Source organism: Agrobacterium sp. RC10-4-1 (assembly GCF_014138475.1).
Classification (GTDB): domain Bacteria; phylum Pseudomonadota; class Alphaproteobacteria; order Rhizobiales; family Rhizobiaceae; genus Agrobacterium; species Agrobacterium pusense.
In genome coordinates this window covers 734,197-756,065 of record NZ_JACJIT010000002.1, presented here as the reverse complement: position 1 = coordinate 756,065, position 21,869 = coordinate 734,197, and the positions used below count along the sequence as shown (strand labels likewise).

27 protein-coding genes and 2 tRNA genes are annotated in these 21,869 nt (G+C 56.8%); 8 read left to right on the top strand and 21 right to left on the bottom strand.

Annotation, left to right across the window (positions count from 1 at the left end; all coding sequences use genetic code 11):
- Positions 1-28: 28 nt before the first annotated feature.
- Positions 29-105, bottom strand: a tRNA-Pro gene (locus FHW77_RS08170).
- 264 nt (positions 106-369) lie between these two features.
- Here FHW77_RS08170 and FHW77_RS08165 point away from each other — a divergent pair.
- Positions 370-675: an ETC complex I subunit gene (locus tag FHW77_RS08165; protein ID WP_004442361.1), complete on the top strand. Its 306-nt coding sequence runs from the start codon at positions 370-372 to the stop codon at positions 673-675.
- A gap of 48 nt (positions 676-723) precedes the next feature.
- Positions 724-800: transfer RNA gene (locus tag FHW77_RS08160), tRNA-Arg, on the top strand.
- A 149-nt stretch (positions 801-949) separates the two neighbouring features.
- On the opposite strand, the gene FHW77_RS08155 is transcribed toward FHW77_RS08160, so the two are convergent.
- The 12 genes from FHW77_RS08155 to FHW77_RS08100 form a co-directional block, all read right to left on the bottom strand.
- Positions 950-1,216, bottom strand: coding sequence for a hypothetical protein (locus FHW77_RS08155; protein WP_182590432.1), 267 nt, complete (start codon positions 1,214-1,216; stop codon positions 950-952).
- On the bottom strand, positions 1,213-1,872 hold the full coding sequence (locus tag FHW77_RS08150; RefSeq protein ID WP_182590431.1) for an AAA family ATPase: 660 nt from the start codon (positions 1,870-1,872) through the stop codon (positions 1,213-1,215). The genes FHW77_RS08155 and FHW77_RS08150 overlap by 4 nt, the downstream gene beginning before the upstream one ends.
- A complete protein-coding gene (locus FHW77_RS08145) occupies positions 1,866-2,129 on the bottom strand; it encodes a Y16D family protein (RefSeq protein WP_182590430.1) in 264 nt (87 codons plus the stop codon). The genes FHW77_RS08150 and FHW77_RS08145 overlap by 7 nt, the downstream gene beginning before the upstream one ends.
- Before the next feature lie 208 nt (positions 2,130-2,337).
- A complete protein-coding gene (locus tag FHW77_RS08140) occupies positions 2,338-2,658 on the bottom strand; it encodes a hypothetical protein (protein ID WP_182590429.1) in 321 nt (106 codons plus the stop codon).
- Positions 2,655-2,933, bottom strand: a complete 279-nt coding sequence (locus FHW77_RS08135) for a hypothetical protein (RefSeq protein WP_182590428.1) — start codon at positions 2,931-2,933, stop codon at positions 2,655-2,657. Before FHW77_RS08135 ends, FHW77_RS08140 begins: the two co-directional genes overlap by 4 nt.
- A gap of 124 nt (positions 2,934-3,057) precedes the next feature.
- The gene (locus FHW77_RS08130; RefSeq protein WP_113394562.1) at positions 3,058-3,450 is read right to left on the bottom strand and encodes a hypothetical protein; all 393 of its coding nucleotides are present in this window, start codon (positions 3,448-3,450) and stop codon (positions 3,058-3,060) included.
- On the bottom strand, positions 3,447-3,629 hold the full coding sequence (locus FHW77_RS08125) for a hypothetical protein (protein ID WP_182590427.1): 183 nt from the start codon (positions 3,627-3,629) through the stop codon (positions 3,447-3,449). The genes FHW77_RS08130 and FHW77_RS08125 overlap by 4 nt, the downstream gene beginning before the upstream one ends.
- The gene (locus FHW77_RS26955) at positions 3,626-5,158 is read right to left on the bottom strand and encodes an LAGLIDADG family homing endonuclease (protein ID WP_182590426.1); all 1,533 of its coding nucleotides are present in this window, start codon (positions 5,156-5,158) and stop codon (positions 3,626-3,628) included. The genes FHW77_RS08125 and FHW77_RS26955 overlap by 4 nt, the downstream gene beginning before the upstream one ends.
- The gene (locus FHW77_RS08115; RefSeq protein WP_112637131.1) at positions 5,158-5,436 is read right to left on the bottom strand and encodes a hypothetical protein; all 279 of its coding nucleotides are present in this window, start codon (positions 5,434-5,436) and stop codon (positions 5,158-5,160) included. Before FHW77_RS08115 ends, FHW77_RS26955 begins: the two co-directional genes overlap by 1 nt.
- Positions 5,436-5,906, bottom strand: coding sequence for a nucleoside triphosphate pyrophosphohydrolase family protein (locus tag FHW77_RS08110; RefSeq protein ID WP_286086100.1), 471 nt, complete (start codon positions 5,904-5,906; stop codon positions 5,436-5,438). Before FHW77_RS08110 ends, FHW77_RS08115 begins: the two co-directional genes overlap by 1 nt.
- 224 nt (positions 5,907-6,130) lie before the next feature.
- Positions 6,131-7,384, bottom strand: coding sequence for an oxidoreductase (locus FHW77_RS08105; protein ID WP_182590425.1), 1,254 nt, complete (start codon positions 7,382-7,384; stop codon positions 6,131-6,133).
- A gap of 53 nt (positions 7,385-7,437) precedes the next feature.
- Positions 7,438-8,175, bottom strand: coding sequence for a S1C family serine protease (locus FHW77_RS08100; protein ID WP_286086099.1), 738 nt, complete (start codon positions 8,173-8,175; stop codon positions 7,438-7,440).
- A 298-nt stretch (positions 8,176-8,473) separates the two neighbouring features.
- On the opposite strand from FHW77_RS08100, the gene FHW77_RS08095 reads away from it, so the two are divergent.
- From FHW77_RS08095 to FHW77_RS08085, 3 genes are all read left to right on the top strand, one after another.
- Positions 8,474-8,674 (top strand): hypothetical protein, encoded by a 201-nt coding sequence (locus tag FHW77_RS08095; RefSeq protein WP_006697485.1) that lies wholly within the window; start codon positions 8,474-8,476, stop codon positions 8,672-8,674.
- On the top strand, positions 8,664-9,140 hold the full coding sequence (locus tag FHW77_RS08090) for a hypothetical protein (protein ID WP_182590424.1): 477 nt from the start codon (positions 8,664-8,666) through the stop codon (positions 9,138-9,140). Before FHW77_RS08095 ends, FHW77_RS08090 begins: the two co-directional genes overlap by 11 nt.
- A gap of 163 nt (positions 9,141-9,303) precedes the next feature.
- A complete protein-coding gene (locus FHW77_RS08085; protein ID WP_182590423.1) occupies positions 9,304-9,522 on the top strand; it encodes a hypothetical protein in 219 nt (72 codons plus the stop codon).
- Positions 9,523-9,544: 22 nt separating this feature from the next.
- On the opposite strand, the gene FHW77_RS08080 is transcribed toward FHW77_RS08085, so the two are convergent.
- A complete protein-coding gene (locus FHW77_RS08080; protein WP_182590422.1) occupies positions 9,545-9,811 on the bottom strand; it encodes a DUF982 domain-containing protein in 267 nt (88 codons plus the stop codon).
- Positions 9,812-9,995: 184 nt separating this feature from the next.
- Between FHW77_RS08080 and FHW77_RS08075 the strand changes: the two genes are divergently transcribed.
- On the top strand, positions 9,996-10,658 hold the full coding sequence (locus FHW77_RS08075; RefSeq protein WP_182590421.1) for an outer membrane protein: 663 nt from the start codon (positions 9,996-9,998) through the stop codon (positions 10,656-10,658).
- Between the two features lie 54 nt (positions 10,659-10,712).
- Here FHW77_RS08075 and FHW77_RS08070 read toward each other — a convergent pair whose 3' ends face one another.
- From FHW77_RS08070 to FHW77_RS08060, 3 genes are all read right to left on the bottom strand, one after another.
- The gene (locus FHW77_RS08070; RefSeq protein ID WP_112766706.1) at positions 10,713-11,057 is read right to left on the bottom strand and encodes a hypothetical protein; all 345 of its coding nucleotides are present in this window, start codon (positions 11,055-11,057) and stop codon (positions 10,713-10,715) included.
- A gap of 117 nt (positions 11,058-11,174) precedes the next feature.
- On the bottom strand, positions 11,175-11,414 hold the full coding sequence (locus FHW77_RS08065; RefSeq protein ID WP_182590420.1) for a hypothetical protein: 240 nt from the start codon (positions 11,412-11,414) through the stop codon (positions 11,175-11,177).
- Positions 11,411-12,337, bottom strand: a complete 927-nt coding sequence (locus FHW77_RS08060) for a glycoside hydrolase family protein (protein ID WP_182590419.1) — start codon at positions 12,335-12,337, stop codon at positions 11,411-11,413. The genes FHW77_RS08065 and FHW77_RS08060 overlap by 4 nt, the downstream gene beginning before the upstream one ends.
- Before the next feature lie 607 nt (positions 12,338-12,944).
- Between FHW77_RS08060 and FHW77_RS08055 the strand changes: the two genes are divergently transcribed.
- Positions 12,945-14,507 carry a GT99 family glycosyltransferase N-terminal domain-containing protein gene (locus FHW77_RS08055; RefSeq protein ID WP_182590418.1) on the top strand — a complete coding sequence of 521 codons (1,563 nt, stop codon included), beginning with the start codon at positions 12,945-12,947 and terminating at the stop codon, positions 14,505-14,507.
- Positions 14,508-14,510: 3 nt separating this feature from the next.
- Here the strand turns inward: FHW77_RS08055 and FHW77_RS08050 are convergent, their stop codons facing one another.
- A complete protein-coding gene (locus tag FHW77_RS08050) occupies positions 14,511-15,440 on the bottom strand; it encodes a class I SAM-dependent methyltransferase (protein WP_182590417.1) in 930 nt (309 codons plus the stop codon).
- 126 nt (positions 15,441-15,566) lie between these two features.
- Here FHW77_RS08050 and FHW77_RS08045 point away from each other — a divergent pair, with 126 nt between their 5' ends.
- Positions 15,567-16,640 carry an acyltransferase family protein gene (locus FHW77_RS08045; RefSeq protein ID WP_182590416.1) on the top strand — a complete coding sequence of 358 codons (1,074 nt, stop codon included), beginning with the start codon at positions 15,567-15,569 and terminating at the stop codon, positions 16,638-16,640.
- A gap of 226 nt (positions 16,641-16,866) precedes the next feature.
- On the opposite strand, the gene FHW77_RS26655 is transcribed toward FHW77_RS08045, so the two are convergent.
- From FHW77_RS26655 to FHW77_RS08030, 3 genes are read right to left on the bottom strand one after another with little or no spacing between them, the layout of a single operon-like run.
- Complete coding sequence (locus tag FHW77_RS26655) at positions 16,867-18,717, bottom strand: fusion protein (protein ID WP_286086098.1); 1,851 nt, start codon at positions 18,715-18,717, stop codon at positions 16,867-16,869.
- Positions 18,717-18,944 (bottom strand): hypothetical protein, encoded by a 228-nt coding sequence (locus FHW77_RS08035; RefSeq protein ID WP_182590415.1) that lies wholly within the window; start codon positions 18,942-18,944, stop codon positions 18,717-18,719. Before FHW77_RS08035 ends, FHW77_RS26655 begins: the two co-directional genes overlap by 1 nt.
- Positions 18,945-18,947: 3 nt before the next feature.
- A complete protein-coding gene (locus FHW77_RS08030) occupies positions 18,948-21,827 on the bottom strand; it encodes a phage tail protein (RefSeq protein ID WP_182590414.1) in 2,880 nt (959 codons plus the stop codon).
- Positions 21,828-21,869 lie beyond the last annotated feature (42 nt).

Here is a 21,869-nt window from a genome sequence, read left to right as displayed (position 1 = left end):
GCCGGAAAGCTGATGCTTTGCCTTAAAATGGTCGGAGTGGAGAGATTCGAACTCCCGACCCTCTGGTCCCAAACCAGATGCGCTACCAGACTGCGCTACACTCCGCCGAGGCGATGGCTGGGGAATACACGGTTCATACGCAGTCCGCAACAGGGAAATTCATCTTTGTTCAGCCACGACACTGTTGAGCTAAACGTAAGGTCGAACGGGCAGCGCATGAACCGACAGCAAGGGGATAATCGTCTTGACTCTCACTTGAACTCGGTCCATTTCAAATTCAACGTTCCTGACACGATTTGGTTATTCTATTCAGGTACGTGATGAATAATCCGGGGTTTCACCCCGCTGTCCAACCGGAGCAGTTTCGACATGTCTGCGAAGATTTACCGCCCTGCAAAAACCGCCATGCAATCCGGCAAGGCGAAGACCAATGTCTGGGTTCTGGAATTCGACGCCGAGGTTCCGCGCAAGATCGATCCGATCATGGGCTACACCTCCAGTTCCGACATGAAACAGCAGGTCAAGCTGACATTCGAGACACAGGAACAGGCCGAAGCCTATGCCCAGCGCAAGGGCATCGAATATCGCGTGATCCAGCCGAAAGAGGCGACTCGCAAGGTGGTTTCCTACACCGACAATTTCCGTTTCAACCGCACCCAGCCCTGGACGCACTGAAACACGACGACCAAAGTTTTTGCCGGAGCATCGATTGCCCGGCATGACGGCCCCTTAGCTCAACTGGATAGAGCAACTGCCTTCTAAGCAGTAGGTCGCAGGTTCGAGTCCTGCAGGGGTCGCCAATATTTTCAAGCGCTTAGCGGCATTTCCTGAATCACCAGTTTGCAGTTTTCTGGCGCAGTTTGCAGAATTCGTTCTGCGGGCGTTCCTGTGGTGCAACCTATGCAGTGCATTGAAAAACCCCGCCGTGATTAGTGGCGGGGTTTTTGTGTTACAGCGGAGGCGGTTCCCATTTCGGATCCATGATGGCAGCCGCGATCTTGTCTGGCTCATCTTCATTCATGTTGCAGCCGGCAATGTCCTCCAAATAGCGGCGGGCCACATCAGCGCAGCGTTCGCGCTCGGCGAGGATGGCTCGTGCTATGGCCACCGCACCCTCCGTCGAATCGAGATAGCCATGAGAGCCGTTGACCTCCGCCCAGGCTAACTCCTGTATGTCTTCGGGAAATGTCTTTATAAAGTCATCGAGCGCGCTCATGCTGCATCCTCCAAATGCCAATGTACGAACGCATCTAGCTGGCGATGCAAGTCCGCGATTGCGCGGATATTGCTGATCTCGAGATCAGGCTCCCCACACCCCGCCTCGCTTTCGTGCGCGCCGGCAATGCCGCCACGGCCGACAAGCCGCCAGACCACGCCGCCGAGCTTGCGAACCTCGTCCGCTTCATTCGGGAATCGGCAGTCATCGACGACCACGCGGCCGCCTGCGGCCAGAATACTACCGACTGCACGAATCCAGAGGCCCGTCCAGAAATTCTTGCCAATGCAGTCTCTACCGAACTGTGTTCCGAGTAGCTGCATGAATTGGCGCGGCGACTTGCCGCATAGATAGGACAGAGGAACCTCCTTGTAGCTGCCCTCTATCTCATCCTCCGTCATACCCACGGCGCGACACATATCTTTCAACGGCCCTGCGAACTTCACCAGCTGATAGCCGTGATTTTCGACCAGGTACTTGCTGGCCGTGCTCTTGCCGCTGCCAGCAAGACCGGTGAGCGCGATGACTGGCGGGAGGATGGCTGTGATGGCCTTACCAATCGCCGCGCCGAGTGAGCGCAGCTCTGCAGGCACGTTATCATTGGCAGGAACGGCTGTTAGGCAACCGGTATCTTTGGATGTGATTGCGTCTACCATAAATCCTCCGAATAAAGCTGAGGCCCATTGGTGGCCGATATGATCTGCCCTGCGGCATGAGCGAGATAGTAGGCCTCGACGCGGTTCACGAAGCGGCCCTTGTCGGTAATGAAACCTTGCGCCTGCGGCGTCGCCACAGCGCCATCGATGCTCATCTGAGCGTCCATCGTCTGGATGATGGTGTGGTGCCGGGCTGGTGGCGGCAGCGAGATAGTTGCGCCAAACTGGATTGCTGCGGCAGCTATCCGCTCCGTCATGCCGTCGCCCTCAATCGTGCAGCTATATCGCGGTGAGGAATGAATTCCCCACCGCTGAGCAAATACGCGGCCCTGCGGATTGCCTCTGCTTGATCTGCGGTCCTGTCTCGCCAGTCGTGGCATTCACGCCAAAGGCTCCAAGGCCAGGAGCGCTGCTCGATTGCATAATGGCCGAAACAAAGCTTTCGCACTCGAACGCGGTAGGGCTTCATGCCTTCTCCTTCAATGCTGCGTCGACAAGGGCAGTCCAAACGTCGCGGGCCTTCTGCGGGTAGCCTGGGATGCCGAGATAGATGTTGCCGTCTCCGGTGGCGAAGTCGTCATAACCCACAACTATGTCTTCAGCGGCCTCAAGCTGCGCCTTGGTGGGCTCGCGCATGGCTTCGAGGGCGGCGCGGGCCATAGGGATGTAGAGATGTTTCCACTCATCCCAGAAGATGTCTCCCATCTCCGTATCATCAAACTGCCCTTTGACCGTGGAGTCGGCCTTTGCAATAGCCCGCGCCACACGTTCAATCATCTCGCTCATACCGTCTCCTCAATCTTCTTCTTGCTCTCCACCTTCGGCTTCACCACCGGCCTGAACCGATGCAGCGCAAATGGTGGATCCTCATCACCAAACTGCGGGCACACTCCCCGGCTCACGCCCGCCAGCCTGATGCCAGCGTAGTCACCGCCGAGATACGTACGGCACATGCCTACCCACGTTGCCGTGTAAATCTCCCCGGCACGAATGCCGAGGTATTGCTCTGGAAGGGTGGTGTCATCGATGCAGATGACTTCGTCGCCGGGTTTGATGGTCATCGATAGTCCTTCTCTAAGTGAAGGCAGGCTTGCTGCACACCGACGTAGCAGCTGACCTGCGATCTAATCGGATCAACAGTGCCCACCCAAAGCAACAAAAACACCGTTGCGAATGTCCATCCGTTCATGCTGCCCTCCGGTAGCTTTCAATAGCCTGCTCGATTGTCGGGTGGCGGCGCGTCATGCAGCCCTCTCGTCCTTCTCGCGGCCACATCTCAATCTTCAGGTATCGAAATGCACACGGCGAAATCTCGACACGTATGCATTCATCATGCGCACCAATCACCAGTCGCGTTAGGCGATTGAAGTCCCATGTCGCCAGCCCGTGCGCCGAGGTGACGAACTTAGTGTAGCGCTCGCTACCCCACTCGACGCGATCCCAATTGACCGGAATGTTCCAGGGACCAAGCCCGAAACCTGAGCACAAAAGGCCAATAGCTCTACGATTGAACTCGGTGAGCTTTGCCTGAGGGATGCCGCCCCATCTGCTGACGTGATTGTCGTTATCAGGGGTCATGACAGCCACACCCCCAACCAGATGAGACCAGAGGCGGGCCAGAGGGCCGCAACGCCCATTCCAAAAATGACCGCAATCGGTCCCTTGGCAGCGAAAGTGCCGACGAAGTATCCGAGCGCAACCAAAGCGACAGCGATATAGGACAGCCAGAAAGCCGCAACCTTTGTGTCTTCGCTCAAGCTGCCCTCCCCGCCATCAACGCATCAAAGGTCGCCAGGAATTCGAGCTCAGCTTCCTCCGGCGACCAGTACCGCAGCTTCACGCCAAGCGGCCTGTCGTGCTTTGCGTGCCATGGCATATCGCGCAGGTTAACAAGCTCGTCGGCGATGATGCGGTTGTCTGCGTCATGCACCGCCCTCGGCAACTCCTTCGGCAAATCAAACCGTGCAGCGATAGCCAGCCAGTTGTCCTGCTCGATCGCCCGGTAGTTCGTCAGGTAGGGCTTGAGCGGTCTCGGAATATCCACGCAGTACGCCTCCGGTGCATCGTGCAGAAGGCCAGCCAAGGCAACCTCAGGCGCGTGCTTGGCCGCGAGATAGCGAGCGATGAGGACGGAGTGCTCGGCGACGCAATTGTGCGCGCCGAATCCCTCGCAGAAATAGGTGTGCGAGCTTGTTTCAAGTCCGGCAACCCACTGCTCGCCTTCGTCATATGCGGCAACAATTTCAAGAGGGACGCCGTCGCTTTGAAGCTGCTTGTCAAATTCCCCAGAGCGAAGAGAATTCACAAACTTCGATACTAGCCGTATAGGCTGCAGGCTGCCCAGAAGGTGCGCAATTGTGGCAAATCCACCCTGGCTCTGGAGGCTAATCACGCCAGAACCTGCATTGCCCGTCTGCGCATATCGGTAGTTGCTGTAACCGAAGTTCTTGAGTAGCCGCTCAATCTCGGAGAGTACAACTCCTGGCTTCTGTGCGACGCCAAGCTGCGTTCCTCGTCTATTCTTGATAGAAAGATATCCCTCACCGTCATATATGCCGGCTAGCCAGCCAGCTTCCCGCCCACTGCGCGCAGCCCAAGGTTCGAAGAACTTATGCATGTGCCTCTTTCGGCCAAGCCTTAAGTCGTCCGCGATTGCGCCAGCAGTGAGCCACTTTTGATTGCCAGAGACTTTAGTCGCTACCAGCCAAGGATGCTCATCTGATGAGACTACGTCCGAACCATCGCTCATAACTAAACGAATGGTGCGACGCTTCTCTGCTTGCGCGATCGTAACGCTCGCTGGCTTTAGACGACGCCTGTTCTTGCCGAAGCCTCCCACGCGACTAGGCTCTTCGTCAAAAGCCAATAGTCCGTCGCCAACCTTTAGGTCACCAGCTGGAACCCACCGCAGATCGTCAGTCAGTACCCGTTGGTCCGGTGTTGGGCAGTAGAATTTTTTCACGTGACCTGCATATCGGCATTGCAGGCTGAGCGAATGCGCAATGTCCTCGATGTACACTTCGTGCGGGCGCGGGTCCATCGGCCAGTATTGGCGGCCGGTATATGTTTGCATAAAGTCGCCGGTGCGGGGTGGTTCGGCCGGCCTGTTGCGGGTCAGGCCGATGTATTGTCCGTTGTCCTGGGACACAGGACAGGATGCGACAAGGTGGTTTAGTGCGACAGATTTTGCGCCTAGCACGTTGTCATTCGCGGCCACGTATTTGTCGAGCGGGCCGAAGGTGGTGGTTTCAATCGGGCTGTATTCCATGAGTTGGTGAAGCTCCATCACACGGCCTCCCTTACTGGCGCAGAGTCGACTTTGCGCCTATTGACGCGATGGAAGCTTCTCATCTTTGACGACAGAGCGTCATTTGAGCTGACCTTCTCAAAATCCAAAAAGATCATATGCCGGTCATAGCTTGCAAAGTTAGATGCGCCGAGCATGTCCTCCAGCATCCAACGGACAAGGCTATCCGCAGGTAGTATTCCGGCCACATGCCGAGCCAACGCCCCAGAACTCATTCCTTCGCGGTATTGATCTCTCGCAATTTGCTCAATGCTCATCAAAACGCCTTCCCACCAGCCTTAAGCCGGTTCTCGATCTTATGGTCGGGACGGTTGGCGTTGAATGCCATCTTCTCCACGATCGCGCCACCGAGGTCATAGCCAAGGAACGCTGCCAGATCACCGATGCGGATCATGGCGTCGGCAAGCTCGACCTCAGCCATAGGGCGGTGCGGCAGCTTGTCGTCCATCAGCGCCTTGCCTGGCTTGGACTTGCGATAGCCTTCCATCGCTTCGCTGATCTCGCTGTGTATCAGGCAAAGCATTTCGGGCACGTTGCGGTCCAGCGCCTTGCCAGTGGCGAGGTCCGTGTACCATCCTGCCCTGCGGCTCGCTGCGTGGCAGTCGGCTGCAAATAGGTTAATGGCTGCGGCGTGGTTGTGGGGTTTGTTGTCGTTGGCCAGGCTCCTTGTCTGGCGCTCGCCTTCGTAGGATTGGTATTCTCTGTCCGTTTTTGCGTCAGGTATCATGTTCAATCTCCTCTTGTAGTGGTGTTTGCCGCCGGTTGGTCGCCAGCGGCGTCATGGTTATTCCTGAACTGCCTACTGCTCCGAGGCGACGCGTCTAGCCGCATCTCTCCACCATTGTCTTTGACAGGCAGAAAGTTGAAGCCACTTTATTTTTCTGCGCCCTAGCTCCACAGACTGCGACTGCTTGTGTAGTTCGATTGCTACCAACTCAATAGCGTAATCGCTCACGCCACCGCCCTCACCGGCTCATTGTCATTCGCAGCCGAATACCGACCCGCAACCATCTCCGGACGCAGCGTGGAGCGCGCCACCTCGCCGTAGCGGCGCGAATATGTGATGACCTTGGCTGATCGCCCGGACAGCCAGCCACCACCGGCAGCATAGGCGTCAGGCGCTGCAAGCGTTTCGTGGCGCTCGACATACATCAGGGCCGACTTGCGGCCCTCGTCGCTGTGCAGGTGGCCGACATGCGCGAAGGCATATTTCGACTGACCGAACATCTCACGGAACATGCCTGCGAGCGTTGCGTCGACCTGGGCCACGCCGCGCTTATGACCGTGATGATAGAACAGCGCCGTGTCTCCCCACTTGTATGCGTAGTAGAGCATCGGGCTGGTATCGACGGTCACGCGCGGCTCGTTCTCATAAATCGTCGCCAGCAGTTCGCGCACCCATACCGATGAGGCTGGGTCGTGGTTTCCCGACGCCATGACGACATGGACATGCTTGTGCTTCTGAAGCAGCATGTCGACGACACGCCGCAGTGTGCGAATGACGACGCGAACAACTTTATGAAGGCGAGAATCGGCATCGAGGACGTGCTTGTGCGCTGGCGTCACGCTTTCGAGGGCGTCATGGTGCAACAGGTCGCCGAGCTGCGCTAAAACCGCTGTGTGCGCTTGCGGAGCACCCGCCACAGCGGCGGCAAACCAATCCAGCAGCAATTGCTCGGCCAGCCTCAGGTCATAGTCGGCGCCTGTTTCTTCGCGATGGGCCAGCATACCGAAATGGCTGTCGGTGACAACGAACTGGTTCAGAAGGTCTTCCTCGACATGCGCCGGCGCTGGCATGATCGTAACCCGCGGCAGGTCTTCCTTCAGGCCGTCGACCATCGCCTGGAAAGCCGCTATTTGGCCCTCTGCACCGACTGCCGTCTTCTGCCACTGCTGGATAACACGGCCTTCACCATCGACGAGCGCCGACACGCCTTTGACAACATGGCCATTGGGTACGGCAAACTTCTCGCCGCGCTCCTGCGTCTGCTGGATGAACGTGCCACTTGGTGTGTTGCTGATCTTGCTGATGCGGAAGCCGGGCAAAACAGGCTCCGTGCCGAGGAGGCCAGCCTCAGCGGCGCGTTTGATGCTGTCGTGCAGCGCGGACTTGCCGATCCCAAGGGCAGCAGCAGCTTTCTTCAACGTGCCGTGCTCTTTGTAGGCGTCGGCTCTTCGGCGTAGTTCTTCGATGGGTAGAGGCATGCAGTCTCCTCGATGTGGTGGTTGAGGCCGCTTGGTGGGCGGCCTGATTGATTTTACTTCCGCGCCAACAACTCACAGACCGCAGTCGAAGGCACGACGTAGCCATAGCCAACCAGCGAACCAGAGAAGCCAATCGGCGCGGCCATCACGCCGACGGTAATGCCGATCAAGTCGCCGTTCTCCGCAAAGGTTCCGCCACCCGATTGCCCCATCACAGTCGTGATGTCGGTCACGTAGACCGATTTCCAGGGACCTGTTTCGCGAGGTTCGCCGGCAATCTTCCCGTAGGCAGCAACGAATTCGATTTTCAACGGATTGCCGTAAGCGACAATAGGATCGCCAGTCTTCACAGCGTGGCAGGCCAGTTTTGCGACGCCGAGGCCGTCCGACGACGTGCGCAGCAGTGCAATGTCATTGGCTTTGTTGACCCAAAGGACATCGGCCTTGCGAAGAGCGCCCGCCTTCGCTTTCAGCTGAACTTCCTTCGCATCGCCGACGACGTGCGCAGCAGTGACGATAAATCCATCTCCAATATGAACGCCAGAACCGTGGCCGTTTTCGAGTTGGATCTTAACGGTGGCCGCTTCGGTCGCGGCAGACGCTGGCGGAGGAAGGAGCGCATATGCGGCCGCGGAGGTTGCGGCGATGACGAGGAATAAGGCAACGAGGAATGCGCGTGGCGACACAATACGCCGCAGGAATCGTCTGAGCATGATTATCCCCTCTTTCTGGCGACCGTGCGCCAATGTGGTGGTGCTCTGGTAAAGCAGGCTGGTAAGGCCGATAATCAAGCTATACTGTTTTTACAAATTTGTCAAGATTTGCGCTTGCCACAGAATCCAGATTGACTCTTTCGCGCATGAGAACATAATAAGAACATCATGCCCCACAAGATGCATACACAAACGATGAAACAGTACAGATTTCAGGCTGGGCGCTGGATCGTAACAGTGCGAGCACCCACCGTCGCCCACGCAAAAATCGCTGCCACGGCGAAGCTCGACCAACGTGCAGCAAAGTTCCTCGCCAGTCCGCCGTCGTGCGGCTGGAAGCTTGAAAGACTAGTAAGCACCACAAGAGGATAGCCCCGTGCGCCCACAATCAAGAGAACCCCAAGCCGATCCGGTCGACCACATCATTGCATGGCACGACGGCGACAGCCGGGCCGCGATCGAGACGCTGATGGAAGACATCCAACATTTGCGGCTCCAGCTTGCGCTGGCGACTGCCGCCATGGGAACCGGTTTCACGAGGGGATGGAAACCGGACGCCGACAGAAATGCCAGGTGAAGGAGCTTATCTGCTTTCGGACTACGGCGGCGAGCCTGTCGGTGTCATATGTGAGGAATGCGAACTGCTAAAATTCATCAGCTCTGGCGAGCTCATGATTGAGTTTGGCGATCTGTCGATGCCGACGATGCTGCGGCGCATTTCCCAAGAAGTCATCAAGTGCGCTAGGCCAATGGAAGGTTATTCCGGTCGCTGCATGCTTCACTACCACTCACGCTCCGGCAGCCAGATCGAGGCGATGAAACAAGCAAAGCCGCCGGCCGTTAGAGTGAAGGAAATTCGGAATTGGGAGATTGTCGTTGCCAAGTGCAACTACTGCGGCCACGTTTCAAATATCCCGCACTGGCAACTGAACCGCGCGGCGAAGACGGACACTACAGTGGACGAAATTGCCAAGCGACTGAAATGCAAACGATGCAGCGTGAAGGGTGATGTGAAAATCACCATAGCCAAGATGCCGAGGTAAGCATGAGCGACCAGACCAACAAGGCCGGCGACGGCATCCACGAGAACCACTGGTGTGAGCATCCGGGGTGTCGTAAATGGGGTGGGTTTGGCTTTAGCCGAAACAAAATCGAAAGGTCATCCTGGCATTGCTGGGAGCATTATCCGCACAAGGAGCCACCCCGATGATAACCCGCATCACCAGACAGAAGAACGCGGAGCAGCGGCTGGGCATGGCGCTTCGCCAAATGAATGATGCCATAAAAGAAATACACAAGACTGGCCTAGATGTAGAAGTCTCCACTCTGCAGATGATGACGTCGCGCGGGCCGTTGACGCAGGTGGACATCAAGACATTTAGAGCCGAAGGCGCGCCACCGGTCTTGAAAGTGGTGGGAGACTGAGGCCCGATAAACCAGCCTTCCTTCACAAGTCGAGCTCGTCATCATCCGGAGAAACCGACAGCCCTGCCTCATGAACGGCTTCGACAAAAGCTAGACGCGCATCCTCAGGTCGGTCATCCAACCCATTTTCGAGAACGGCTGAGCAGACCATGAGCGCAGTAACGTATGCCTGCGCTTCTGTGCCACCTGGCCATTTGTGAAGAAGAACCCGCGCGAGATCAGTGGCAGTTTCGAGGGTTTCGAAATTACCCCAATTGATCGTGATTGGCTCTATTCTGAATTCGCTCATGGGGCGCAATAACACCGAAGCGTCAAACTTACAGATAAAATTGATACACGTCCGCGTGAATTCGACACTCCTGAGGAGCAACATCCCACCCCAGATACGCTTGGGTTGCGAGTGTTGCCCATGTGCTACAGCATTTTTCAGAGAATTGTTATTTAGTTGATACTCAAATTTAGGAGTTCAGACCATGAAAAAGACATTCGCGACCCTGGCTTTTGTTTTGGCAGCGTCCACCGCTATGGCTGCTGACGCGGTTTCTGAAGTACCCGCAGCGCCTGTTGCTGATGTGGCGCCAGTGTTCAGCTGGACTGGTTTCACCATTGGTGTTCAGGGTGGCTACAACTGGAACAACCAGGACATCGAAATTAGCGGCACCGCAGGTAGCTTCTCGGAGGATTTCGACGGCGGAATCCTCGGCGGCTTCGTTGGTTACAACTATGATTTCGGCAACAGCTGGGTGGTCGGTCTCGAGGCTGATTTCGACAAGAACTGGGCAGACAACACTGCGTTCGGCGGCGCTCTCGACTACGGCTTCGACTGGCAGGGTTCGGTTCGCGGCCGCGTTGGCTACGCCTTTGACCGCGCTCTCGTGTACGGTACTGCCGGCTGGGCTTATGCTCGCGGCTATGCTGACGTAGCAGGCTTCGGTGAAGAGAAAGAAACGTTCAACGGCTACACCCTCGGCGTTGGTCTGGATTATGCCTTCACGGACAACGTGTTCGCCCGCGTGGAATATCGCTACACCGACTTCGGCGACAAGACCTTCGATTTCGCCGGCACAGGTGGCGGCACCATCAACTCTGATATCGACCAGCACGCTATCCGCGTCGGCCTCGGCGTAAAGTTCTGATAGCCATTCGCTACAAGCATGAAAAGCCCGGCCTTAGTGTCGGGCTTTTTCTTTTTACCCAGACCTCGTCGTCCGCGGCTTCGACTGATTTTCGACAATCCGATCGACGCGCATAGTCATCTTGTCGACGGCATCCTTCACGGCGCCAATAGCGCCCATGATCTGCTCCGTCTGCTCCCGAAGGCCGGACTTGGAAACATACGTTTCGGCCACGTGCAGCCGGTGCGCCGCGAGTTCTTCCCTCGCCAGAGATGCCATCGCCGAGGCCGCCGACGCCGCTGCGGATGCTTCGGTCTTTGCTGCACTGATCTTCGCGTCGACGTACTTCCACAGCCCGAAGAAGAAACCGAAGAGCATCACGAAGAAACCCGCAACCGCCATGATCTCGGCGCCGGTCACGGTTTCACCCCGCACAGCTTCATCAGCTTCTCATTCTCAGCCAAGATTTGCCGCTTGGTTTCTGGCGTCATCTGGTCATCGACAGAAGGACGCACCGGGCGCGCGATATCGCAGTAGCTACCGCTTGTCGCGCATCCACTTGCCAAGAGCGTCATCAACGCCAGCGTCATCCAAATTCCTGATTTCATTTTCGACATCCCCGGCCTTCTTGGTGGCCTTGGCATTTGCTGCGGCCTGTTCGTCTTTTGCCGCGGAGCGCCCTGCCCTCTGGCCATACAAAAAGACGCCCGCGAGGATCGCGAGCGCCGTACCGATTGCGGCTAGGTAGCCTTTGAGTTTTGCCCACAAGAGGATCAAACCACCACCTCCTTCCCGCGCCAGCTATTCCAGCGGCGAGCGATGACATCGCGATTGCGATAGGCGACATACGCAACAGCAGCGACAGCGACGCCGGCGACGATCCACCCCCAAGGAAGGCCAGCCACGAAAGCGAGTAAGCCTGAGCTTGCAGCTGAGCCGACACCCTTCGTCACGACTTCCCTTGCGGCCGAGGCGTCGCGCCGCAGCTGAGCGAGCGTGGCAGGACCAATGATGCCATCGGCGATGAGGTGTGGGTGCGCCTTCTGGTAAGCAATTACTGCGGCCTTGGTCTTCTCGCCCATCCAGCCGTCGATAGCGCCGGGATTGAGGCCAGCCGCCGTCAGCAGCTCCTGCGCTTCCTTCACAACTGGATCAGGCTGCTCAGGCGGCTCGGTGGTGGCTTCCTTCGTCGCGCCAGCTACGCCGGTGTAGATGCCCTTCTCAAAAAGCAGGGCCTCCTCCTTGCGGCGGCGCACGAGACCCGGCAGCTTCTTGCCTTTAGCCGTATTGTAGTTGGATGCGAGATGAGCTGCGGCCTTCTTGATCTGGCCTTTGCGCCAGTAGTCGGCCCACGTCCACTTCATGGCGCCAACGCCAAGATTGAACGTCACGGAGGCCGCCGCGTCGATCTCGTGCTGCTTGCGGTCGGATGGAGAGCCGGCAACAACAGCGGGCACGTATTCAGCGGCAAGCACGGCATCGAGGATGGCGTCGCTCTGCGCGGCCGTGATCTTGGTCTTGCCAGGCACGAGCTTGGTGATGCCGATCTTGGCCAGCTCGCGACGCACTGAATCGCTCCGCATTGTGAAGCCGGTTCCAATAGTCGGCACCCCGACAGGATCGAGATAGGCGGTCAGCGGATTGCCCTCATGCAGGCGCACGAAAGCCCTCCCCTGTGTGGAGATTTGGGTGATTGGCATTGATTTTCCTTTTGAGGAGTGGGCCGGGAACATTCTGGCGGCCGGCGCGTTTAGACCGCGCCATTTCCCCAGCTTATGGCCTAAAGACCCGCGCAAACGTCCCCCGTTGCGCGGGTCTTTTGTTTTTGGTTTCCTGCCATTATGAGGAAGCGCCGCATGTCCCCTGAAACAGGCTGCGGCGTGGAGGCCCAGGCGCTTACGAGGAGCGACGGGCCTCCGTATAATGGAACGATTTCAAATGTCGCGCATTGTATCGCGCTGTGCATTGTATCTTGTTCACAGCACTGAGGCTCGCGCTCAACACCCCCCAGCCACCGTGCGAGCCTCTTTTAGCTCCCCGCCATGAAGTGCCGGGTTGCGCTACCGGCCAAGCGATGGGCGCGGTTTCCGTTCGTGTTGACCGTCTTAGTTTGGTCGGACTGCACTGATCCGGAACGGCCGCCCTCGTGACCAAACATAGGTCGACAGCGACGGGAAGCGTTTCCCGAGCCATATTGTTCAGCTGATTGTGATTGATTTCCGTTTGCCGCTTCTATCCAGCTTGACTAAAACAGCCGGATAAAACGTCCGCGCTCTACTGAGACAGCGATGAAAACGAGGGTTTAAGGTGCATTTTGTTTTCGTGGTCCCTCCGGTCTCTGCGACCGGACATGAAACCTATTATTTCTGGGTGCTCCAAAAATGGATGCACGAAACAAGAGACAAGAAGACAACGATCATAATGCCCGAGGCCTACGTCACGGCCCTTGGCGATAATACAAGGTGGGAGCTGTCCGAGCAGAGCATAAACTTCAACCAGTTTTTGCCATCCAGCAGCATCAGCCAGACCACAGACGTCATCCTTTATCCTCACTCCTCTTCATCGTCGGCTGATCGCCCTCCAACTACCGAGTTTGTTGAGTTGATCGGTCAGGACATCCCAGCCCTGAAGCAATTTTACGTCGAAGCCCTGAGGGAGATTAAAGAGAAGGCCAGTGAGCCTGTTGGGGTGGTCACCTGGCTCAACAACGCTTCCCTGCGGTCAGCCGCGTATTCTGAAGACTGTCCGCTCGTATTCAATGAATTCGGCCCATTCCGAAAGCCATACTATCGACCGACTGCCTATTGGGATCGACACGGAGTGAACGGCGAAACTGAAGTTGAGAAACGTTGGCAGCACGAAAAAGCTGAATTCACCGCGTGGCGAAATTCGGCGTATCCAGATGGAGGATCTACAGAAGACCTTCGATTGCTCTTGGCGGATCCGCTGAGCGCGCAGATCATCAGAGGGTCAGAACCACAGGCAAAAATCGGACTTGCCTTGCAGGTAGAAACAGACTCGAATGCGCTGGCCTACGGGAACGGCTGGAACAACCTCTCGCTCATCAATCACGCCAGGCGCTCGGCTGACGCGGAGACGGCGCTTCTACGCCTGCATCCGGGCGGCGCTGCCATCTATCCCGGCAAAATTGATTTACGCCCGTCACCGCTCGAATTTTTGGCTAGCGTGGACGAGGTCTGGACCGTCAATTCCAGCCTCGGGATAGAGGCCATATTCTGGGGCAAAAGCGCGCGAATTTTTGGTGATAGCCCGATCAAGCCCATCGACATCTTACAGACCGCCGAACGCGACCTGTTTCTGGAATGGTTTGCCCTTTGTTATCTGATACCCTTCGATCTTCTTTTTGATTTCGACTACTACTCTTGGCGACTTACGAGCCCACCACTTTCGGAAATTGCCAGGTGTCACTCGGATGCATACCGATCAGAGCCAAAACACCAATGGGGCACAGTACCCTTTCCTCCTTCTGCCGACAGCAGAAAGCTGTCCGTCGACTTTCCCGGTCCGCAACGAGCACCCGTCCAATTTGCTGAACTCAAATTGGAGACCCTTGAGCAGAAGCAGTACATCGCCAAGCTGGAAAAGGATTTTCAAGGCGAGCCCTCTATCCTCGAAGAAAGAAAATCGTTACTTGTTGAGCAAAACAAATTGCTCACCGAGAGGGACGCTCTCATGATCGAGAGAGACAGGCTTTTAAATGAGCGCTCTCGGATGCTTATGGAACAGAGAATACTAGCTTCCGAGAAAACTAAAGCGATCGCGAAATACGATCTTGCAACCAGGGAGCTCGGGACAATCAAATCCTCAATTCCTTTCCGACTTCTTAAGCGCTTGCGCATTTTGCGATAGGCGTCAGAAACCAAGAAGCGCCCTAGCCTTGAACCGTATAATCGTCGATAGACGATTGAAGTTCTTAGGCCTTTTGACAACCAAGTGCGCAAAGTAACTTGGCAAGAACCCACTTTCGCCAAGGACCTCATCAATTTCCAAGAGGTGCCGGACCAAAACCCGGCCCTCTTCGGTGTCGTAAAGGGCATCGTGCTGAAGCCCCCAGAAAATGATAAAAGCAAAAGCGCCGTAGAGATCCTTAACTTCCATCTTCGGGAACATGGCCCGCATCGTCGGCAGGATTTGGGATGAAGTTGGCGCCTCGCTTGGGTCTGCTGCCGCCACCTCCTCAGGAGTGGGCAACTCGATGAAGTCCAATTGATGCTTCCGAAACTCTGCCGGCAGCCTGGAATGAACCCGAGCGGCTACATCAACATGGTGAGCTGGATAGTTGAACCGATCTGGCCCAATATATTCGTTCACGCACCAGAGATAACCGTTTTCTCGTAATCCATCGACCGCCGCCACCAGCGTTTTCGGTAGCTCTGGCATATGGTGCAGCGAAGCGACGAACATGACCAGATCGTATTGCGACCGAGGCAACGCCGGCACGCCAGGCTCCACCACGTGACATGTGACACGATCCGCAAGGCCGTGCTGTTCAAGCGTTACCTTGGCAGAATTGATTCCATCCGGCGAAATGTCATAGAGATCGAAGTGATGAACATGACCCTTTAGGATCATCTGAACTTCAGTTTCCGCTCTGCCTGCCCCGACGCTTGCCGCTCGTTCAATTGGAGCAGAGTTCAGATACCGCTTAAAGAACCAGTCTTCCCGAAAATCCCCTCCCTGCAATCGATGCAGTCGCTCAAGCGACATCGGGTGAGCTTGCCACTCGGACCGTATAGCATTGGTATCGAAATACGCGGCTGACCAGAAAGTCGCGGAATTCATGCATTCTCCTGTAGTTCCCCGCGCAACAGGTCGCACAGAATCGGTTGGTGTTCAACCAACGCGCCTAGACACACCTCACCCCCACCGATAATGATTTCCTACTTTCACCAGTTTTTTTGGGCAACGATGCAGAACCACGAGCAGCAAATACCGTTCATCCACATCCTCCGCGCAATGGCACCCTTGCCGGTGATGTGGGCGCATCTCGCTCTTATGGCCGAGTGGCAGTACCACGGCACATGGTTGCCGCTGACGCTGTTTGACCGGATGGTGGCCGGACCACTGCATCTCTATCAGTCCGGCGGCCATTTGGGTGTTATGGTGTTTTTCCTGATCTCCGGTTACATCATCAGCTTTGTGGCCGAGCGTGAGGAGCGAATGCCATTCGCCGTCAAGCGCGTCTTCCGGCTGCTGCCAGCCCTGATCGCTGCCATCATTATCCTTTCGATCCTCAACACCATTGGATCTATTTCCCGTCCCCACATCAAAGTGACTGATTACCTGCTGAGCATGTTCTTGCTCGATCAGTTCTTTTGGCCCAGTGCAACCGTTCTCCAGGTGACTTGGACGCTATTTCCAGAGGTGGTCTTTTACGCCATCGTTTGCTTGTTCATGCCTCTCATAAAGTCCAGACCGGTTGCATCAACGTTCGCTCTGGCTGTCGCTTGCTGTGGCGTGGCTGTGGCAACAAACGCTTTCGGACACGCACCGTCACACACCTCTCACCTTGGTTATTTGCCGATGTTCATCATCGGTCGCGTATTCTTCCTTCTCCAAGGGGGCAAGATGCGGCACGATGTTGCGATTGTGTTCGTCGCCGGTTCACTTCTGATGATGTACGGCATGTTTGATGCGATCTGGCCTGATCAGATGTGGAACGATCCTCGGAAGGCTTGGACATACCCCCTTGCAATCGTAATTTTTTATGGATGCATGCTCTGGAACCCAAAGACCATGCCGAAGGCCGTTAGCTTCCTTGCTGACATCAGCTATTCGCTCTACCTGATCCATGTTCCCGTTGGCTGGTTCGTCATGGACAAGGTGCAGCCCTTTGCAGGTTTCACCTTCGGCTTTATTGCAGCTGTAGCCGCTTCAATTTTCGCCGCATGGCTGATATATACCCGCATTGAAGTACCAGGCCGCGTCTTCGGACGTAAGCTGATCGCCAACATCTCGTCAAAGAGGACAGCGCATGCATGACTCAATCGACGTCCCTGTTGCTACGACCGCGTTCGTTGCTGTCCTCGTAGGTATAGCGGCCGCCTTCTTCCTGCCGGGGGATAAGGAAAACGTCTGCCCGAAACCGCAAGCCGGTTCTCAATGGCCGTGGGAGATTTGCAGCGACAACGGGGGCGGTTCTACAAAAATGAACATGTCTCCGCCGACAACCTCCCCAGTTTACGGTACCTATAAGACTCCGTGAGCATCACACATATTGCCCTCCAGTCTGCACAGTCCCCGCCGCGGTTCCGGGGAAATAGTTTGCTCCCGAACCTTCAACGATTATAACACCATTTCTATGCACCAAATATGTTGCGCCGGAAACATTTGCTTTACCTGTAAATGTGCATCCGGTGGACGTTAAGAGTGCTGTTGCTACTCCGCACCATCGGGTCATTGAAACAGCAGCGCTTACGGTTATTGTTCTGTTCTGGCATGTAATCTGCCCCTGACCATAAGCGTGCCAATGATTGACACAATTACCAGCAACAGAATAGTCAGCACTTACAACTATGTTCCCCCCATCTGTCGCTAAGAAATGGTCTCCGTTAGCCGCAATCGCAAAAAGGCAATTGGCACCAAGTTCTATGTTGCCTCCGCTTGCCCAGAGACAGGTTCCAGCGATTAAGGCTGAAAGCCTAAGGCCGCCAACGTTTATGGTTAGATTTCTCGCCCTGTTCAGTATGCCGTGCGAATTTGTAACTTCAAGAAAGCAGTTCCCGGGAGTTGTTGTGTTTCCTCGGATGAATATCACATTGCCACCTGTAAGCCCGATCGAGGCGTTGAGGCCAGTCGTGTGATATCCATCCGCCATGTTTATGGTTACGCTGAAACCATTCATGTCTAGTTTTTTTGCAACAAAATCGTAAGCATACTGAAGTGTCGCAAATGCTCCAGCATCGGTATTTGTCAACCCGTTGTTTGAGTTACTGCCCCCCGTTCTCACATAATACACCCGGTTCGCGGTCAGAACCTCACGCACCCCAGAGGCTGCCTGAGCCTGAAGGGGTGTGAGCTGCTTTACCAGTTTTCCTGTTGTCCCGTCGTACCCGACGATCGAGCTGTCACCCGCCCCCGCCGGCCCAACAACATCACCCGTCCCCGAGCCATCCGTCCCTTTGCGCGCCAACAGGCGCCAGTAGGCATTACTTTCGGTCGGCAATGTCGGAGGCGGATTGCCTGTAGTTGGCTGAAGCGCAAGCCACGTCGAGCCGTTATTGAGAACAATGTCGTTCGCCTCATAGGCAGTCGCTGCACTATATACGCCGCGATCGACAACACCCGGAGTGCCGGACCGAGCGAACAAGAGCCACTGCGTGTTCTCGATCGTCGGAAGAGCCGGCGGCGCGTTGCCGGTCGTCGCGACCTTGGCGATCCACGTCGAACCGCCGTACTGCACGATATCTCGGATCGCGTATGCCGTGCCCGCACTGTAGTTGCCGCGCTGATTGACGCCAGCCAGACCAACGGGACCGGTTACATAAGACGGTGCACTCCAATCTACCGACGTCGCCGAGTTCTTGAAGTAAAGCGCAGAGCGACCGTCTCCAATGTCGATAACGAGGACGGAGAAACCCGCAGCAGCGCCATTGTAAGCCGCCCTGCCAGCAAGGTTTGCTACCCACGCGTCATACTGGACGCCTTGAACCAGAGCCGCTTTGTTGATGGTGCCGAAAACACCCGGGCCAATGCCAATCGGAATATCGTCGGTGCCAACCGAGATTTCAGAAAGGCTGTCCAGATTGCCATTCGACAACGAAGCCAGCAGTCGGCGCATCGCTTCAACAGCGGCAATCGTTGGCGACGTCAGCTCGACCTTATAAGGCGCGTCCGTCTGCGCGGGACCGGGCCAGTCGTCAGCAAGCAACAGTTCCGTATCGCTGATGATCTGCTCGATGACGATCGGGCGGCCAACGTGAATGCCGAACTTATCACCGACCTTGATCGGGGTCAGGCCAGCTACTTCCGTCAGCCAGCCCGTGTCCGTGCCGGTCACATTGCGAGAGCCGACAGCGACGGTTGCCGTGCCGTCGCCGTACCAAGTGGTGTTAGCCATTATTCGGATGCTCCGTTACCGTTATCGACGGGATCGCCCTCACCTTTCGCGAGGCGCAGATCGGCTTCAAGGCCGTTGATCTTGTCGAGAAGGATCTGGTTCTCCTGCTTTTGCATCAGAAGCTGCTGTGAGAGCAGAAGCGTGCGGTTCTTCAGGAACGTTTCGCGCAGTTCCGCCTCATGCAGGATGACGGAGGCGTCAACCTGCATCTGATTTCCGGCTGTCATGGATTACCTCTTGAATGCTTGAGCAACGATTGTGGAATTGACAGGCGTTGCCCCGAATGGCGTTGCGGTCAGCCTGAACGTGGTTTGAGTTCGCCCGCTTGGCGGGTTGAACAGATACGTGGTTGCCCCAAGGAGGCGCGCAGCACCGGCGGCCGGTGTCGTTTTCGAGAACACCAGGAAGGTTTCGATGTCGGCGTTGTCGGTGACGTTTCGCAGAGTGAAGCTCACGTACTGCTGATCGGTTGACGTTCCAGAAAACACCTTCCCCACCACATCGACCTGAACACGCGGAGAGCCAAGGCCGTGCGTAAGCGTGATGTCGACAGACCCGTTTCCGGGAAGAACATCGGATGCCGCTGCGGTGATAGCGCCTGGATCGATATTCGATGTGCCAACAGTCAGGGTCCCGATGTAGGCGCTCGAAATGTCGACGTTGCCAAGCACGGCCGAGAACGCAGAAAGACTGTTAGCCCTGATGTCCTTGGCATAGAGGATGCCATCCTGAACAACGAACGGCTGCTTGATGACCGACATGTCTCCGCTGGCGATGACAAACTGGTCAGCGAAGCCCACAAGCCGTGTTGGGCTGGACGGGTTCGACGGGACATCCAACAGCAATGACGCCGAGCGATATTGACCGTCATTCACTGCGGCCGTCACGCCGTACCGCGCAGCATACCCTGCCGGCGTTGCGAGAGCTGCCCAGGCCACATTGACGAACGCCGAACTGCCGCCCAGCGCCGCCGTCAGCGTTTCGACCTTTCCAGCCACGGCCATGGTTTCGTTTACGGCAAGCTGGATATCCTCGCGATATTCAGCCCGTGCCGCGCCGAGTTCGACAGAAAACTCTCTGGCAAGGTTTCTCGTGTCCTTGTAGGCAACAACCGAAAGCTCCATCATTCCCGCAAGGATACCGTCAATGGCGTCCTGTGCGGTTCGGGTGCTATTGCGGAGCCAACCCAGCGCTTCTTCAACTCCGGTCAAATCGACGTCAACGAAGACGTCCTTGTCGGTCAGCAAGACATTCGGCGTGATGACAGGAATGAACCCAGACCACAGCACGGGCCTGTCGCCGCCGGGGATGTATCGCCCGCGGACAACGTAGCTTTCAGCCGGCAGGAGGCTTTGCGAGATAAGCATCGAGCCGACCTGCGGCTGGTCTGTGCGGCCTTCGGAGACCTTCTCCAGCGTAGCTTGTAGCCGCACCTCGTATTCGATGCCGATCACGTCATCGAGGCGGCCATCGCTGTTATCCCATGTCAGCCGAATAGCGGGTCGGCGATCCTCGCCGGAGCTGTCCTTGACCGTGGCCGGTTCTGCAAACCAGTCGACAATAGGCTGCGGCGTCGGACGAATGACCCCAAGCTGGCCGTCAACCGGCGGCTTAAATTCGGTATCGCTGCTCCAGTCATAATCGGCAGGATCAACCTCAGTAATGTCAATCATCACATCGAGGTTGGCGCGATCGGCAACGCCGTCGATCCGCATCAGTTTGGCGATATAGCCGTTGCGCTCTGACGTCCACGAGAACACCGTTCCCGGCGTCGCGTAGGCCCAGAACTTTGGCGGCAGGACAATCGTATGCCTGCGGAAGCGTCGAGCCTCCTCCAGCGCCGACTTCATCAAGCGCTGAACCTGCTCCGGATAGGGAACGAAGTTCAGGTCGACGTCAGCCATCAGGCGGCGGTTGCCGTCGATCGCCTCAAGGTCTGTCCGATAGAGCGGCGGTGCGGTCTTGGCGACCCAGCCATCAGCAGGGGACGGATAATTTGCGGAAACGCCGTTGATGGTATCCGCGAGCCCGAGGAACGGTGTAAACTCCTGCTCTTCCGTCGACAGGATATCATCGTCGGTAAAGGCGATAACGGGAGCATCAGGTGCACCGGAGTGCAGATAATAGACGCCCCCGACTTCCGATATCCTGCCCTGGCACGCCGTCAGCAATGCCTCGACGGCGGAGGTCAGCGGTGCATCGACCTGAATTTCTCCGCCGCTGCGGTAGGTGTTTACCCATCCGGTTGATTCCAGCGTACCGGCGCGATGCTTCTCGATCTGGGCGATCCACGCTGCGGCAGGCAGGCGAGACGAGGACAGGTTTTGCAGGCCATAGAACCACTGGCCGTTATAGGTGATGCCTCGCAGCAGATTGTAGATCTGGACTGCTGGCAGGAAATCACCGTCGCCGCCCCACGTCGCCGGATCGGCAAAACGCTGCGGACCAACGCCGCCTTGCGTGCTGTCACGCGAGATATCGTAGAGGCGCAGCCCTTCGAGTACGAACTTGAAGGACGGCACGCCCGAAAACATGTTCTTCGAAACGCGAGCAGTGACGATGGCGTAAGCAACGCCGCGTCCGACGCGGTCCGGGTTCCACCACCTGTTGCCGTTGGAAACCGACGTGAACAGGAAGCTGTCAGCCGTCGTCTGCGTGCCGTCGTAGAACTTGACCCAGAGGCTGTCCGGATACTGGTTGACGGCATAGCCGCGATCCGTCAGCACGCCGAGCGTCACCAGCTCGCCATTGACCCAGACCTCGGCAAGGCCTCGCACGGGCAGATCCGACAGAGCGATAACCTGCGTCAGATAGGCGTTCGGAGTGTCGCCATCCTGCCCCCACGTGTTGACGAACACGAGCGAACCAGCGGTAGCGGTGCGGCCCATGATGAAGGAGCGAGCAACATCCCCGCCGCCCTGCAGTGTGCCGTTTATGGAGAACGTCGGGTCTTTCGGCTTGCCGGCAAGCGACTGAGCAAGAAGGCTCACTCCGACACCAACGGCAGTCTTCAGCAGGAATGAGCCGACAACGCCAAGGCCGCCAATGAAACCGGAGACAGCCGATACCACGCCGGATATCGCGGCTGCGATACCAGAAAAAATAGCCATCGATTTTCCTTGGGGTGCGCTGCGCTATACGCGCGCGTCAGC